Origin of the sequence: Burkholderia singularis (genome assembly GCF_900176645.1) — a bacterium.
Lineage (GTDB): Bacteria > Pseudomonadota > Gammaproteobacteria > Burkholderiales > Burkholderiaceae > Burkholderia > Burkholderia singularis.
Genome location: NZ_FXAN01000106.1, coordinates 35506 through 51429, shown reverse-complemented (window position 1 = coordinate 51429; position 15924 = coordinate 35506). Strand labels below are relative to the sequence as shown.

The following is a 15924-nucleotide window of genomic DNA, read 5'->3' as shown; positions in this document are numbered from 1 at the left end:
GGGAATTGCGTGATCGCATCGATCGTTTCATTTTCGGCAACGCAAAGGGAGGCGCAATGAATCGCGAGCACGCCAGCGCCGAGACGACGGCAGAGGACACGGGACGCAGCGCGGACGGCGACGGCGTTACCGGGCGTGCGGTCGTCAGCGTCGCGCACGACGCCGACGAACAGGCGCGCAATTTGATCGGCTGGCGCCAGGCTTACGACCAGCTCGCGGCGGGCCGCTTTATCGGCACGCTGACCGAACTGCCGCTCGACACGATGAAGCTGTTTCGCGAGACGACGAGCCACACGCTCAGGCAGGCGTGCGAAGTGCGCGGCGACGCGTACTGGTTCGGTATCCCGCTCGCGCGCGACGGCGCGGCGCGCATCGACGCGCAACCGATCGCCGCAGACGCGCTCGCGCTGCGCCCCGGCAACGTCGAATTCGAACTGCTGACGCCCGCGCAATTCTCGATCTACGGGGTGGTCGTGCGCGGCGCGGTGCTGCGCCGCTACGCACGGGAGGTCGAACGTTGCGAGCTTGACGAGCGGCTGCCGCAGCGGGCGGTCGTACCGGTCGGCGCGGCGCGGCTGAGCGAGCTTTGCGCGCTGCTCGCGCAGCGGCTCGACGATGCAGGTTCGATGAGCGCGGCGCACGCGCCGCTGTCCGGTTGCGCGCGCGACGATTTGCAGGCGCAGGTGCTGGCGGCGCTGTTCGATCTGTGCGCATCGCCCGCCGATGGCGGGGCCGGCGTTCACGCGTCGCGGCGGCGCAGGATTGTCGCGGCCGCGCGCGACTATGTGCTCGCGCATCGTTCGCGGCCGGTCGGCGTGCCGGAACTGTGCGAGCAGTTGCACGTGAGCCGGCGCACGCTGCAGTACTGCTTTCAGGATGTGCTCGGGATGGCGCCGGCGATGTATCTGCGCGCGCTGCGCCTGAACGGCGCGCGGCGCGACTTGCGGCGGCGCGCGGCCGAATCGGTGCAGGACGTCGCGGCAGCGTGGGGCTTCTGGCATCTAAGCCAGTTCGCGACCGACTATCGGCGGATGTTCGGCACACGGCCGTCGGAGACGCTGCGCAATGCGCTCGCATGCTGAGCGCGGTGAGCCGCGGGCGGTACGGCGGCGCTTCGGCTGTCTGGCGGGCGTGGGGCGCGACGGCCGTTTTGCCACTGCGGCGGTCATGCGCGCTGTCATGCCGCCGGAGCCGCCGGCGACGCATCCGCCATCGGCCGCCTCGCACGCCTGCGCCGTTCGGCAGACCGTCAATCCCGCGGCCTCGGCCAGGCGAGCGCATCCCAGTCGATGCGCCGATAAGCGGCTTCGAGTTGCGCAAGATCGTCGAGCCTATCGCTGGCGTGACGGCTGCGCAGTGCGTCGGGCAAATCGAGCGTAACCGACGTGCAATGCGGGTAGTCGCGCGCGCGCAAGCCGGGCGGGATGCTTGAAAACAGCGCGAGCGTCGGCACGTCGAACCCGTCGGCGAGATGCACCGCCGCCGTATCCACGCTGAATACGGCGCGCGCATGCTTCACCCAGCCGATGAACTGGCCGGTGTCGGTGCAGTAGCCGCTCACGTCGACGTAGTCCGGATGATCGATCGGCTCGAAGCCGAGCACCGGTAGCCGGTAGATCCGCGCGAGCCGGTCGACGAGCGCGGCGCGCTGCGTGGCAGGGATGCTGCGCAGCGGCGTGCTGGCCCGCGCGCAGAACAGCACATAGCGGCGCCCGCGCCATGCGGGCGGCAGTTCGGGCAGCGCTAGCCCGGTGAGCCAGCGATTGCGCTTGGCGTTGGCCGGAACCGATTCGGGCGGCACGCCGAGGGCCGACAGGAAGAAGTCGATCATCGGCGTCGCGGCGAACGCAGGCCAGTACAGATGATTGCCGAGATCGATCCGCGCGTCGCGTGCGCCCGAGGGCAGCGCGGCGGCGGGCCAGGGCAGCGCGCGCGGCGGCGCGATCACCGATGCGCCGGCCGCGAGCCGGTATAGCGCGTCGACATAGCCGGGCGCGTGCGCAGGCCGGTACAGCACGACGCGCAGATGCGCATGAGCGGCGCGGATGGCCGTGAGCGCGGTGATGCCGACCACCGAGTCGCCGAGCGCGACGCCCATGCCGTTGACCACATGCACGGCCGATATCGCCGCGTAATCGAGCGTGAACGGACGGCTTGCCGCATGCAGCAGGCCGACGCGAGCGGCCGCGCCGGCATGGCCGTGCGGGTGGGCTGCCGGCGCGCATTCGAGATCGTATGGCGCGACGAGCTTGCCGTCGGGCGACAGCAGCGTGCCGGGGTACGCGAGCGCGTCGGCGGGCGACAGCGCGGCGTTGCCGGGCGGTGGCGTGCCGTCGGCGGCCCGATGTGCGGCCGGGTCCGGCAACGACGCAGGTTCGCCGTTCGAACGCGGCGCGGCCCGGGCATTTTTTTTCGTCATGGACGTATGCAGCTGCCGATCAAGCCCGCGTCATGTTCATGCGCGACGCGCGCGCAACCCCTGCGCACGGATTTGCGTCAGCGTAGCGGCCGGCGTGCTCGCTTCCTGCGGCACACGAATGGCGATCAGCGCGGGCAGGCCGCTTGCGAGCGCGCGTTCGAGCGCGGGCGGAAAATCGGCGGTGCGCTCGACCGTCTCGCCGTGCGCGCCAAATGCGCGCGCATACGCGGCGAAATCCGGGTTCGTGAGGCCGGTGCCGTGCACGCGGGCCGGATAATTGCGTTCCTGATGCATGCGGATCGTGCCGAAATGGCCGTTATCGACGACGATCACGACGATCGCGAGCCCGTACTGAACCGCGGTCGCCAGTTCGTTGCCGGCCATCATGAAGCAGCCGTCGCCCGCCAGCGCGACGACCGTGCGTTGCGGATACAGCGATTTCGCCGCCAGCGCGGCCGGCACGCCGTAGCCCATCGCGCCGCTCGTCGGCGCGAGTTGCGAGCGGAAATGCCGATAGTCGAAGTGGCGATGCAGCCATGCGGCGTAATTGCCCGCGCCGTTCGTGACGATCGCGTCGTCCGGCAGCCGTGCGCGCAGTTGCCGGATCACGTCGCCGAGCTGCACGTCGCCCGGCATCGGCCGCGGCGCCTGCCATTCCAGATACGCGCGATGCGCGTCGGCCGCGCTGCCCGCCCAGGCGGGCGACACCGGCGGCTCGAGCGCGGCGAGCGGCGCGGCGATTTCTGGCATGCCCGAGACGATCGGCAAATCGGCTGCATAAACGCGTCCGAGTTCGTCGGCGCCCTGATGCACGTGAATCAGCGTCTGCGCCGGCTTCGGGATGTCGATCAGCGTATAGCCGCCCGTCGTGGCTTCGCCTAGCCGCGGGCCGAGCGCGAGCAGCACGTCGGCTTCGCGGATGCGCGCGGCGAGCGCCGGATTGATGCCGAGGCCGACGTCGCCCGCGTAGTTCGAATGTGCGTTGTCGAACGTGTCCTGGAAGCGGAACGCGCATGCGACGGGAAGCTGCCAGCGCTCGGCAAAGCGGCGCAGATCGTCGCAGGCGGCGTGCGTCCAGCCGCTGCCGCCGACGATCGCGAGCGGCCGCTCGGCGCGCGCGAGCGTATCGCGCAGCGCGCGCATCTGCGCGGCCGAAGGCGACGCGGCAACGCGCTGCGCGGCCGGCGCGGCCGGTTGCGGCGCGCAGGGCGCGGACAGCACGTCCTCCGGCAACGCGAGCACGACCGGGCCGGGGCGCCCGGACACCGCGACATGAAACGCGCGGCTCAGATATTCAGGGATGCGGCGCGCATCGTCGATCTGCGCGACCCACTTCGCGAGCTGGCCGAACATGCGCCGGTAGTCGATTTCCTGGAACGCTTCGCGATCCAGATGCTCGCGCGCGCATTGGCCGACGAACAGAATCATCGGCGTCGAATCCTGGAAAGCGGTGTGCACGCCGATCGACGCATGCGTCGCGCCGGGGCCGCGCGTGACGAAGGCGACGCCGGGCTTGCCGGTGAGCTTGCCGAGCGCCTCGGCCATGTTCGCGGCGGCGGCTTCGTGCCGGCAGACGACGGTCTGGATGCGCTCGGTCTCGTCGGCAAGCGAATCGAGGACGGCGAGAAAGCTTTCGCCGGGCACGCAAAACACGCGCTCGACGTCGTTGGCGAGCAGCGCATCGACGATCAGCCGCGCACCGGTGACGGCACGCGGTTCGAAATCCGGGGAAATCGACATGGACGGCGGACTCCCTTCATGGCGGGACGTACAGCTTACGCCGGTTGCGGCCGAGGCGAGAAGCGCAACGAAAAGCGCGGCGGATTTCGCACCGCCGCGCGCACGTTGCGCCGATGTTCCTTAATATCGACGCCTCGGGCGCCCGGCCGCCCACGCGGGCACGAACGGCAACAAATGGCAACAAACGGCAACAAACGAGATCGGACGCGCGCGGCCGGCGAGCGGATCGGCCGCGTCCAGTAAAACAGCGCCGGCCACGATGACCGAGGGACCAGATGACCAAGAAACGGGCTTATACGAGCGCAAGCGGAAAAGAGATGGTGTCGGCCGAGGCCGTCGCGCGCGAGCGCAAGCTGCGCTACAACGGGGAGCCGACCGGGAAGACCTACTACAGTCTGCACCGGGCGGGACAGCGCAAGGAAGTCGTCCATGTGCTGAAGGGCGCCGGCTATTTCGCATATAAAGGCACGGGGGGCGGCGCGCCCGGCGGCGATGCGCAGGGCGAATCGCTGAATCACGTGCTGTTCAAGGAGGCGCTCGCCACCGTGTCGCACACGCGGCTCGAGCTTTACGTTCCTACGCCGCAGGGGCCGGTGCGCTGGAAGAAACGGGTGCCGGTCCGGATCAAGGCCGCGCGAACCGAGGCGCCGGTGCATCGGCAGGCGGGCGCGCCTTTCGTGGCGGACGTCTACGTCGAGTTCGAGACGGCCGACAGCCTCGGGCTCAAATGGGGCGGCCGGATGTGCGTCGAGATCAAGCATTCGCATGCGGTCGACGCGCAAAAACAGGACGAACTGCGCGCACTCGGCATGCCGGTGATCGAAGTGGACGTCAGCGGCCCGCCATACGCGTATCCGATCGACGACGACGCCACCACCGACGAGCTGGAAAGCCGGCACCGCGCGCGGCTCAAGCAGATGTTCGAGAGCGACAAAGGTTTTCTGAAGGCTGTCGTGTTGAGCAATCCTTCGTCGAACGCGTATCTGAAAAAGCTCGTCGACAGCCAGCGCAACGCGCTTGCCGAGCAGCGGTGGGCGCTGGAGCAGCTCCAGGCCCAGCTCGCCGGGCGCGAAACCGAATTGCAGCAAGCCGCCGACGCGAAAGCCAAGAGCGACGAACGCTTGCTTGACGCGAACGCGACGCTGAGCGAGATGAAGGCGCGGTTGAAGGAAATCTCCGATGCGCAGATGCAGACTGCAGCGAAAAACAACGCGCTGGAGCGGGAACTGGCACGCGCGCGGCGCGAGCGTCTGGCCGCGCGCGCGATCTGCGCATGCCTGATCCTGCTGCTGGCGGGTATCGGTTACTGGCAATTGGCGCCGTCGTCGTCCGCTCAGCCCGAGCCGCCGTCGCGCGCGTCCGGCTCCGTCGCGCAGGAGCCGCGAGGCGGTTAGCGGGCGGCTCACGTCAATGACGGACTGACGCGCGGCGCTCGCGCCCCGCGCTGTCTACCGGTCGAGTCCCGGCGCGACGAGCACCTTGATCTGCTGCTTGTCATGCAGCAACGCTTCGAAGCCGTCGGTGACGGCCCGCGCGAGCGGCACCGTGCGCGTGACGATCGCCGCCGGATCGAGCGCGCCGCGGCGAATCAGATCGAACAGCGCCGGATAGACGTCGCGGTAGCCGACGCTCGTCGTGATCGACAACTCGTCGTTGACTGCGCGGAACGCGTCGAAGCGTGCATCGTGCATCAGGCCGACCATCACCATCCGGCCCCCCTTGCGCAGCACTCGCATCGACGCATCGAGCGTCGCTTGCAAGCCGGCCGCCTCGAAGCTAATCGGCACGCCGAGGCCGCCGGCCGCCGCGCGGATCGTGTCGACGAAGCCCGGATCGCGCGCATCGCACGCGAGCGTTGCGCCCAGCCGCTGCGCGGCCTCGATGCGTTGCGGTGCGACATCGACCGCGGCGACCACCGACGCGCCGTGCGCCTTCGCGAGCATCACGAGCAGCAGACCGATCGGCCCGAGCCCGAAGATCGCGCATGCGTCGCCCGCGCGCAGCCCGCTGCGCCGCAGCGCGTGCAGCGCGACCGCCGCGGGTTCGAGCACGGCCGCCTGTTCGAGCGTGACGTCGTCCGGCAGCTTATGCAGCATGTAAGCGGGCACGGTCGCGTAGTCCGCCATTCCGCCGTCGCCCATCAGGCCGGCGAAGCCCATCGATTCGCACAGGTTGTATGCGCCGCCCGCGCAGTATGCGCAGCGCCGGCAGCGGTATTCCGGCTCCACCGCGACGCGGTCGCCAAGCCGCAGGCCCTCGACCTGCGCGCCGACTTCGGCAACGATGCCGCAGAACTCGTGACCGATCGTGAGCGGCGCGCGGCGGCCGGACACCGGATGCGGCTTATCGGTCGGGATTGCGTGCGGCCCGTCGGCGTACTCATGGACGTCGCTGCCGCAGATTCCGCAGTACACGACGGCGACGCGCACCTCATGCGCGCCGACGGGCGCTGGATCGAGATCGACGACGCGCAGATCGCGCGCGCCGTGCCATTGCAGTGCTTTCAAGACAAACTCCCGAGGTCGTGGTCGCGCGCCGTGGTGCGCGCGCCGGTGGCGCCGAGGCCGGCGCGGCGGCTTAGCACCGCCGGGGCCGTCTCGACGAGCAAGAATGACGCCGCGCAGGCGATGAGCGCGCCGCCCGCCGCGATCCACATCACGACGGGCAGGCCGAAGCGGTCGGCCGCGAAGCCCGCGATCGTCGGCGCGAAGAAGCCGCCGATCAGCTCGCCGATGCCCATGATCAGCCCGAGCGCCGTCGCAACCGAGCGCCGGTCGATCGTCTCGGCGGGGATCGTCGCCATGAACAGCGTGAAACAGCCGAGGCCCGTATAAGTGAGCAGCACGCCGGCGCCGAGCGCCCATGTGGATTGCGCGTACATCATCACGATCGGGCAGAGCGCCGCGATTGCCGCGAACAGCACCATCGCCGGCTTGCGGCCGACGCGATCCGAGATCGCGGGCACCGCGAAGCCCCACAGCACCCAGGCGGCGCCGAGGCAGCTCAGCACGCCGCTCATCTGCTGCGGCGTCAGCCGGCGCGCTTCGACGAGGAAGGTCGGCGCGAACGACACGAGCACGATGAACCATGTGACGAAGCTGCAGCTGATCAGCACGCATAGCAGGATGTTGCGGTGCTTCAGCAGTTGCCAGCGGTTCGCGCGGCCGGCGCCGGGTTCGCGAGCGCCGTCGTCCGCGCCATGCGCGCGGCTGTCCGCATGGCCTTCCGTGGCGGCCGCCGCGCGGGCGTCGCGCGGCGGCCGCTCGCGCACGAACAGCGCGATCAGCGCGGCGATCACGAAGCCTGGCAGGCACGACAGATAGAACGCGGTGCGCCAGCCGTACTCGGTCGCGAAATGGATCGCGACGGGCGGGCCGATGACCGCACCGAGCAGCCCGGCCGCCGAGCCTTGCAGCAGGCCCATGTTGAGGCCGCGCCGATGCGGCGCCGAGCTTTCGATCATCAGCGATTGCGACAGCGGCAGCACCGGCCCTTCGGCGGCGCCCATCAGCGCGCGGAACACGAGCAGCGTCACGAAGCCCCCGACGAGGCCCGACAATGCCGAGCAGAGGGAAAAGATGACCACCGCAACGACCAGGATCGGCTTGCGCGCGCCGCGCGTGTCGGAATACGCGCCCGCCACCGCGCCGGATAGCGACCACATCAGCGCAAGCACCGACGACAACATGCCGAGCTGCGTATGGCTCAAGTGCAATTCGGCGGAGATGAAAGGAAACAGAAACGATAACGCCAGCCGGTCGAAGAATACGAAGCCGAATGCGAGAAACAGGATCGCGAGCAGCAGATTCTCGTAGCTGAGCCAGCGGGCCGTCTTGGCGGCCGGCACGGAATTCATGATGACCCCTGCGCGGCGTTAGCGGAACAGCTTGTCGATCGCCGCGGCCCCCAGGCCGACGCGCTCGTAATGCGCGCGACACATCGCGATATACGAATGCACGTCGAAATAGCCGGTGGCGTTGCCTTCGTCGTCGAGCCAGATGAGCGGCCCCTTGACGATGAAGAACACCTTCATCGGCTGTTCGTGCTCGAACGCGACGAGCGTATGGCCCTCGCCCGGCGATTCGTAGACGAAATCGCCGGCGGTCGCGGTCCAGTCGTGTTCGAGATAGCCCCATTTGCCCGAAATCGTGTACGCGAACACCTCATGCGGGTGATAGTGGCGATTCACCAGGCCCGCGCTGCGCGCGCACAGGATGTCGCACCATTGGTTATGGGTCGGCGAGATCCACAGCGGGCGCGACGATACCGTCTCGGTGAACGGTACGTACAGGCGCGGATCGTCGGCTGCCGCGTCGGCGATATAAGCCTCGGGTTTCGCGTCGGGCATCAGCGCGTTCGCGATCGGCTTCAGGTCGCGCCAGAATTCGGTGTGAGCGGGGGCTACCATGCTTGTCTCCCGGTAATTTTGATCGTGGCTAAAATTTAAGCGTCAGCGGGCGCAACCGCTTGATCGACCGGGACTTTTCTGTTGATCGACAGGGACGGCCGGCCCGGGCCGGCGGGCCTGCGCGCGGGCTTATCGGGCGATGTCGCCGCAGGGCCGGATAAAGGGTCTGCTCACGCCGATTGCAGGCGGTGCACGCGCGTTTTCCCGGCACGCCACCGTGCGCGAAGCGCGGCAACTCGGCTCATGGCCGCGATGAACGGCGCTCAAATGCGAGCGAAAACGCACAGTCTTCGGTTTAAAAGTGCTTTGATGACGGTGGCCGCCATCGCCCACGAAACGGCTTGCGGGATGGAGGGCCAGGCGCCGCGGTATGCCCGCACCCTGCGTCGGCCTCACGCGCGGCCTGCGCGGCGGCGGGCGCAAGCGCATCATCAGCCTGAGCAGGGGCTAGGAGACACGATGAACATGGCTGGCTATCCGGACTATTGCGCGGACTATCGCGCGAATCATGGCGCGGACTATTGCGCGGTCACGCGCATGTCGACAGCGGGCGTGCCGCCCGGCGAGCGGATCGCGTTCTGGGAGGCGTACAACGCCGACGCGCTCGTCGGCCTGCGCTGCTCGTCGCTCAGCGAAACGGGGCTCGATGCGAGCCTCGCGAACTACATGCTCGACGGCATGCGGCTTGCCGACATCTCGGGCAACACGCACCAGATCGAGCGCAGCCCCGCGCTCGTGCGCAGTTGTCCGAAGAATTCGATTTTTGCGTGCCAGGTGGTCGAGGGCCGGGCGTACTTCATTCAGCACGAACGTTGCGAGATCGTCGATGCGGGCGAAACGATCGTCTACGACACGCGCCGGCCGTACATCTTCGGCTTCCCGACCGGGATGCGCCAGTTCCTGATCGATCTGCCCGCCGATGATTTCCGCCTGCGCTTCGGCGTCGATCCGGCGCGGCTGCCGCTCAAGCTTGCCGCGCGCGCGGGCCGCGAGATGCTGCTCGGCCGCACGCTGCGCCACCGGCTCGACGCGTTCGTGCATCAGCCGACGCATGCGGCAACCGCGCCGCTCGTGCTGCATGCCACGGTGCTGCTCGAATCGATGCTGCGCTGCGAGATGCGGGGCTCGGCGGGGTCGACACCGGCGTTATCGTATCTGCTGAGCGCCAAGCAGCTGATCGCCGAGCGGCTCGCCGATCCGGCATTGCGGCCGCAAGCGGTCGCGGATGCGCTTGGGCTGTCGCTGCGCCATTTGAACCGGTTGTTCGCGACCGACGGGCAGTCGCTCGACGAGTACATCTGGAGCAAGCGCGCGTCGCTTGCGCTTGCCGATTTGCTCGATCCGGCGCTACGCGGCGTCGCGATCGGCGAGATTGCCTTCCGGTGGGGATTTTCCAGCCACGCGCATTTCAGCCGCGCGATTCGAGCGCGCTATGGCGCAAGCCCGTCGGCGCTGCGCGCGCAGAAGCGCGACGGCGGCGGCGCGGATTGAGCCGCGCGCCGGGCGGCCGCGCGCAAGAGCCATATGGGGCAACAGCCGGGCCGCGCATGCGCATCCGGCATTGGGCGGGCGATGCGCGCTTCAGCACTCGACGATATTCACCGCCAACCCGCCGCGCGACGTTTCCTTGTACTTCGTTTTCATGTCCGCGCCGGTTTCGCGCATCGTCTTGATGACGGAGTCGAGCGACACATAATGGCTGCCGTCGCCGCGCAACGCCATGCGTGCGGCGTTCACCGCCTTCACCGACGCCATCGCGTTGCGCTCGATGCACGGAATCTGCACCATCCCGCCCACCGGATCGCAGGTGAGCCCGAGATTGTGCTCCATGCCGATCTCGGCGGCGTTCTCGACCTGTTGCGGCGTGCCGCCCAGCACGGCCGCGAGCGCGCCCGCCGCCATCGAGCACGCGACGCCCACTTCGCCTTGGCAACCCACTTCCGCGCCCGAAATCGAGGCGTTCAGCTTGTACAGAATGCCGATCGCCGCGGCTGTCAGCAGGAATTCGATCACGCCTTGATCGTTCGCGCCGGGCGTGAAGCGCGTGTAGTAATGGAGCACGGCGGGAATGATGCCCGCCGCGCCGTTGGTCGGCGCGGTGACGACACGGCCGCCCGCCGCGTTTTCTTCGTTGACGGCGATTGCGTACAAGTTGATCCAGTCGACCATTGACAGCGGGTCGCGCAACGCTTGCTCCGGGTTGCCGGTAAGCGTTCGATAGAGCTGCGGCGCGCGACGCTTGACCTGGAACGGGCCGGGCAGGTTGCCGTCGGCGTCCGGGTTGCCGATGCCGCAACCGCGCGCGACGCACGATTGCATCACATCCCAAATCTTGAGAAGGCCCGCGCGCGTCTCGTCGTCGGAATGCCAGGCGCGCTCGTTTTCCCACATCAGTTGCGCGATCGACTTGCCGGTCGACGCAGTGAGCGCGAGCAACTCGGCGCCGGTGCGAAACGGATGCGCCATCTGCTCGACCGCGCCCAGCACCTTCGTATTGGGCGCGCCGGCGGTGACGACGAAACCGCCGCCGACCGACAGATAGGTGGATTCACGCAGCACCGCGCCGCTCGCGTCGGTCGCGACGAGCTTCATCGCGTTCGGATGCTCGGGCAGCGCCTGCCGGTAGAACGCGATGTGCTCCTTCGGCACGAACGTCACCGCATGCGTGCCGAGCAGCGCGAGCGTTTTCGAGGTACGCACCGTTTCGAGCCGCGCGGCGATCGTCGCCGGATCGACCGTATCGGGGGCGTCGCCCATGAGGCCGAGCATCACGCCGCGATCGGTGCCGTGGCCCTTGCCCGTCGCGCCGAGCGAGCCGTACAGCTCCACCTTGACGCCGGCCGTCGCGGCGAGCAGCCCGTCGCGCTCGAGCGCTTGCGCGAACATCAATGCGGCGCGCATCGGCCCGACCGTATGCGAACTCGACGGGCCGATACCGATTTTGAAAAGATCGAACACGCTGACTGCCATGAGATTTCCTGACTTGCTGAATATTGCGGGGATCACCGCGCCGGCAGTGGCAGGCACGCGGCGAGCCAAGCGGGCGGCATCGGGGAAAGTTGTTGTGCGACGCTTGCATAGCGGCCGTCCAGGCGCGCGGCGAGATGGAACAGCTCGGCGGCGCTCTTCGGCTCCCATTGGCCCGAGTAGCCGGGCAGGCCGGCTTCGCGGCGTTTCGCGTCGAACGGCACCGGCGAATGGACGAATTCCTCGTGCGTTTTCTCGCCGCGCGCATACGGCACGAGCCAATCGAGCGCGGCGGCCAGCGTCGCGCCGTTCGCCGCGCGCTCGCGCAGCCAATTGCGGTTGAAGCGCCGCGCGGCGAGCGCGGCGCTCACGAGCGGCTGCAGATCGTAGAGCGCGTAGTGCAGCGCGTCGCGCTCGACGAAATCGTAGGTCGTGCCGTCCGGCTCGACGTTGTCGCCGAGATGCTCGACGAACAGGCGCTGCGCGGCGTTCATCATCTTGCGGTCGCCGAGCGTGAACGCGGCCAGCGCGATCAGCTTGATCCGGTGGCTCTGCCAATTGTTGCGCCACGTGTGCATCAGCGGACGCTTCTGCGCGTCGATCTGCTGCACGTAGCCGCTGCCGAGCTTGGCGATGAACGCCGCCGCGGCGTTGCGCGTCTTCACCGGCAGCACGCTCGCCGTCATGTCGTATGCGAGGATCAGGCTTTCGAAGCGCGTTTCGTCGATCGGGTTGTAGCTCGGCTGATATGTCGTCACCCACGCGAACAGGAAGCGGTCGACGAGCGCGAGGTAGCGCGCGTCGTTCGTCACGCGCCACGCGAGCGCCGCGTCGCGCATCAGTTCCATGTCCTTCAGCGCGTCGGCGCTTTGATCGTAGATGCCCTCGTGCGGCAGCGTGCCTTCGGTATGCACGCGCGGCATCGCCTTCGGCGGCTCGTTGACGCGCGCGTCCACACTGCGGATCAGCGCCTGCACGCCCGGTTCCGCCTGCGTCGTTTCGCTGCTTTGCATCGCGGGCGCCGCGCAGAAATTCATCGCCGCCCGCGCGGGATGGGCCAGGATCAACGCCGCGTAGGCCACGAGCGCCGGCGCGAACGCGCGAAAGCGCGGCTGCGGCGCGCGCGCGAGGCCCGGATACATCTGACGCACCATGCGGAACTCCTTTGTTGGCTGGATCGCGGTACGAGATGTTAGCCGGACTTGCCGGCGAATGGGGGCGCGCGCCATCCGAAACGGCGGAGGCGAACGGCGCGGCGTCATCGGCAGCATTGCCAAACCGGCGCGGCCGGGCCGCCGCGCCGCCGCATCAGGCGTAATCCGCTACCGGCACGCACGCGCAGAACAGATTGCGATCGCCATACGCGTTGTCCGCCCGGCCGACGGGCGGCCAGTACTTGTTCGCCGACAGCGACGCGACCGGATACGCGGCCTCCTCGCGCGAATACGCGTGCGGCCATTCGTTCGCCGTGACGACGGCGGCCGTGTGCGGCGCGTGGCGCAGTGGGTTGTCCTCGCGGTCCGCGCGGCCTTCCTCGATCGCGCGGATTTCGTTGCGGATCGCGATCATCGCGTCGATGAAGCGGTCGAGTTCCTCTTGCGATTCGGACTCGGTCGGCTCGACCATCAGCGTGCCCGGTACCGGGAAGCTCATCGTCGGCGCGTGAAAGCCGTAATCCATCAGACGCTTCGCGACGTCGTCGACCGTGATGCCGCTCGTCTCCTTGATCGGCCGCAGATCGAGAATGCACTCGTGCGCGACGAGCCCGCCCGGGCCTGAGTACAGCACCGGATAGTGCGGCGCGAGACGCTTCGCGATGTAGTTCGCGTTGAGGATCGCGGTTTCGGTTGCCGCGGTGAGGTTTTGCGCGCCCATCATCGCGATGTACATCCACGAGATCGGCAGGATCGATGCCGAACCGTATGGCGCGGCCGACACCGCGCCGATGCCGGCTTCGTCGCGCGCGTAACCGGTGGAGCGCTGATTCGGCAGGAATTTCGCGAGATGCGGGCCGACCGCAACCGGGCCGACGCCCGGGCCGCCGCCGCCGTGCGGGATGCAGAAGGTCTTGTGCAGGTTCAGGTGCGACACGTCGCCGCCGAACTGGCCGGGCGCGGTCAAGCCGACCATCGCGTTCATGTTCGCGCCGTCGACGTACACCTGGCCGCCGTGCGCATGCACGATCTCGCAGATCTCGCGCACGTTCTGCTCGAACACGCCGTGCGTCGACGGGTACGTGATCATGATGGCCGCGAGATCCCTCGCGTGCTGCTCGGCCTTCGCCTTCAGATCGGCGATGTCGACGTTGCCTTGCGCATCACACGCGACGACGACCACTTTCATCCCCGCCATCTGCGCGGACGCCGGATTCGTGCCGTGCGCGGACGCCGGAATCAGGCACACGTCGCGATGGCCTTCGCCGCGCGATTCGTGATAGGCATGAATGATCAGAAGGCCCGCGTACTCGCCTTGCGAGCCGGCGTTCGGCTGCAGCGACACCGCCGCGTAGCCGGTTGCCGCGACGAGCATCTGTTCGAGCTGGTCGATCATTTCGCGGTAGCCGAGCGTCTGCTCGGCGGGCGCGAACGGATGGATGCGGCCGAACTCGGGCCACGTGACGGGCAGCATCTCCGACGTCGCGTTCAGCTTCATCGTGCACGAGCCGAGCGGGATCATCGAGCGGTCGAGCGCGAGATCCTTGTCCGACAAGCTGCGCAGATAGCGCAGCATTTCCGTCTCGGAATGATGGCGGTTGAATACCGGATGCGTCAGATACGCGCTCGTGCGCTCGAGGCCCGCGGGCAGCGCGGGCACGCCCGGCAACTGCGCGTCGAGCGCGTCGACGTCGGGCGCGGCCGCGCCGCCTGCCGCCTGCGCGAAGATGTCGAGCAGATCGGCCAGATCGGCGCGCGTCGTGGTTTCGTCGACCGATACGCCGACTTGCGTGTCGCTCACGCGGCGCAGGTTGATGCGCCGCGCGTTCGCGAGTTCGTGAATGCGTGCGGTGCGCGCGCCCGTGTCGATCGTCAGCGTGTCGAAGAACGTGTCGTTGACGCTTGCGTAGCCGAGCGTCTTGACGCCCGCCGCGAAGAGCGCCGCGATGCGGTTCACGCGCAGCGCGATCGTCTTCAAGCCGCGCGGGCCGTGATAGACGGCGTACATGCTCGCCATGATCGCGAGCAGCGCCTGCGCGGTGCAGACGTTCGACGTCGCCTTCTCGCGGCGGATGTGCTGCTCGCGCGTTTGCAGCGCGAGGCGCAGCGCGGGCTTGCCCTGCGCGTCGACCGTCACGCCGACGAGGCGCCCCGGCATCTGCCGCTTGAATTCGTCACGCACCGCGAGATACGCGGCGTGCGGGCCGCCGAAGCCCATCGGCACGCCGAAGCGCTGCGAGTTGCCGACCGCGACGTCCGCGCCCCATTCGCCGGGCGGCGTGAGCACGGTAAGCGCGAGCAGATCGGCCGCGGCGATCACATGGCCGCCCGCCGCGTGGATGGCGTCGGCGAGCGCGCGGTAGTCGCGCACGTCGCCGTTTGCGCCCGGATACTGGAGCAGCACGCCGAAGGCGCCTGCGTGCGCGGCGTCGGCGGCGGGGCCCGTCTTCACTTCGATGCCAGCGGGCTTCGCGCGCGTTTTGACCACTTCGAGCGTTTGCGGCAGCACGTCGTCGGCCACGTAGAACACGTTCGATTGGGGTTTGCCGGCGCGTTGCAGCAGCGTCATCGCCTCGGCCGCGGCGGTTGCCTCGTCGAGCAGCGACGCGTTCGAGACGGCCAGGCCCGTCAGATCGATGATCATCTGCTGGAAGTTCAGGAGCGCCTCCAGCCGGCCCTGCGAGATTTCCGGCTGGTACGGGGTGTACGCGGTGTACCACGCCGGATTTTCGAGCACGTTGCGCAGGATGACCGCGGGCGTATGCGTGTCGTAATAGCCTTGGCCGATGTACGAGCGGAACACCTGGTTCTTGTCGGCGAGCGCGCGCAGCGCGGCGAGCGCTTCCGCCTCGCTCTTCGGTTGGGCGAACGGGCCGAGCGGCAACGCGCCGGCGCGGCGGATCGGCGCGGGAATCACCGCGTCGATCAGCGCGGCGCGCGACGCGAAGCCGAGCGCGTCGAGCATGGCTTGCTGGCTGGCGGCGTCAGGGCCGATGTGACGCTCGGCGAACGCGTCGTGCGTTTCGAGTGCGGCAAGCGAGAGGGGCGTGCGGTTCATCAGACGATCCGGGTGTTCGAGCTTCATGACAGTCCTTGTCGGCCAGAGTTAGCGCTTTAGCGCTTAGTCTGGCCCCATGCTTCGCGGTCGGCCAGAGTTGGCGCTTTGGCGTTTAGTCTGGTCCCATGCTTTGGGTCGGCCGGAATTGACGCTTCGCCGCCGCTCCGGCTTCCTGCTT

Annotated in this window: 11 protein-coding genes; 3 read left to right on the top strand and 8 right to left on the bottom strand. The window is 68.5% G+C overall.

All coding sequences use genetic code 11. From position 1 onward, the window contains the following. The first annotated feature begins 56 nt into the window (after positions 1-56). The gene (locus tag BSIN_RS21770) at positions 57-1082 is read left to right on the top strand and encodes a helix-turn-helix domain-containing protein (RefSeq protein ID WP_089342014.1); all 1026 of its coding nucleotides are present in this window, start codon (positions 57-59) and stop codon (positions 1080-1082) included. A gap of 167 nt (positions 1083-1249) precedes the next feature. Here BSIN_RS21770 and BSIN_RS21765 read toward each other — a convergent pair whose 3' ends face one another. Together BSIN_RS21765 and BSIN_RS21760 are read right to left on the bottom strand one after the other, a co-directional pair. Further along, positions 1250-2419 (bottom strand): glycosyltransferase family protein, encoded by a 1170-nt coding sequence (locus BSIN_RS21765; protein ID WP_256583930.1) that lies wholly within the window; start codon positions 2417-2419, stop codon positions 1250-1252. A 36-nt stretch (positions 2420-2455) separates the two neighbouring features. Continuing rightward, positions 2456-4159, bottom strand: a complete 1704-nt coding sequence (locus BSIN_RS21760; protein ID WP_089341960.1) for a thiamine pyrophosphate-binding protein — start codon at positions 4157-4159, stop codon at positions 2456-2458. Between the two features lie 275 nt (positions 4160-4434). Between BSIN_RS21760 and BSIN_RS21755 the strand changes: the two genes are divergently transcribed. Then, the gene (locus tag BSIN_RS21755) at positions 4435-5553 is read left to right on the top strand and encodes a hypothetical protein (RefSeq protein ID WP_256583929.1); all 1119 of its coding nucleotides are present in this window, start codon (positions 4435-4437) and stop codon (positions 5551-5553) included. A 54-nt stretch (positions 5554-5607) separates the two neighbouring features. On the opposite strand, the gene BSIN_RS21750 is transcribed toward BSIN_RS21755, so the two are convergent. From BSIN_RS21750 to BSIN_RS21740, 3 genes are read right to left on the bottom strand one after another with little or no spacing between them, the layout of a single operon-like run. Continuing rightward, a complete protein-coding gene (locus BSIN_RS21750; protein WP_089341959.1) occupies positions 5608-6666 on the bottom strand; it encodes a 2,3-butanediol dehydrogenase in 1059 nt (352 codons plus the stop codon). Next, positions 6663-8015, bottom strand: coding sequence for an MFS transporter (locus BSIN_RS21745; protein WP_089341958.1), 1353 nt, complete (start codon positions 8013-8015; stop codon positions 6663-6665). The genes BSIN_RS21750 and BSIN_RS21745 overlap by 4 nt, the downstream gene beginning before the upstream one ends. An 18-nt stretch (positions 8016-8033) precedes the next feature. Further along, positions 8034-8567 carry a 2,4'-dihydroxyacetophenone dioxygenase family protein gene (locus BSIN_RS21740; RefSeq protein WP_059571496.1) on the bottom strand — a complete coding sequence of 178 codons (534 nt, stop codon included), beginning with the start codon at positions 8565-8567 and terminating at the stop codon, positions 8034-8036. Positions 8568-9104: 537 nt separating this feature from the next. On the opposite strand from BSIN_RS21740, the gene BSIN_RS21735 reads away from it, so the two are divergent. Continuing rightward, positions 9105-10058, top strand: coding sequence for a helix-turn-helix domain-containing protein (locus BSIN_RS21735; RefSeq protein WP_369828236.1), 954 nt, complete (start codon positions 9105-9107; stop codon positions 10056-10058). A gap of 90 nt (positions 10059-10148) precedes the next feature. Here the strand turns inward: BSIN_RS21735 and BSIN_RS21730 are convergent, their stop codons facing one another. The 3 genes from BSIN_RS21730 to gcvP form a co-directional block, all read right to left on the bottom strand. Beyond that, positions 10149-11537, bottom strand: a complete 1389-nt coding sequence (locus BSIN_RS21730; RefSeq protein ID WP_089341957.1) for an L-serine ammonia-lyase — start codon at positions 11535-11537, stop codon at positions 10149-10151. 32 nt (positions 11538-11569) lie between these two features. Then, positions 11570-12688, bottom strand: a complete 1119-nt coding sequence (locus BSIN_RS21725) for an alginate lyase family protein (RefSeq protein ID WP_089341956.1) — start codon at positions 12686-12688, stop codon at positions 11570-11572. A 154-nt stretch (positions 12689-12842) separates the two neighbouring features. After that, complete coding sequence (gcvP, locus tag BSIN_RS21720; protein ID WP_069233595.1) at positions 12843-15773, bottom strand: aminomethyl-transferring glycine dehydrogenase; 2931 nt, start codon at positions 15771-15773, stop codon at positions 12843-12845. Positions 15774-15924: the final 151 nt, after the last annotated feature.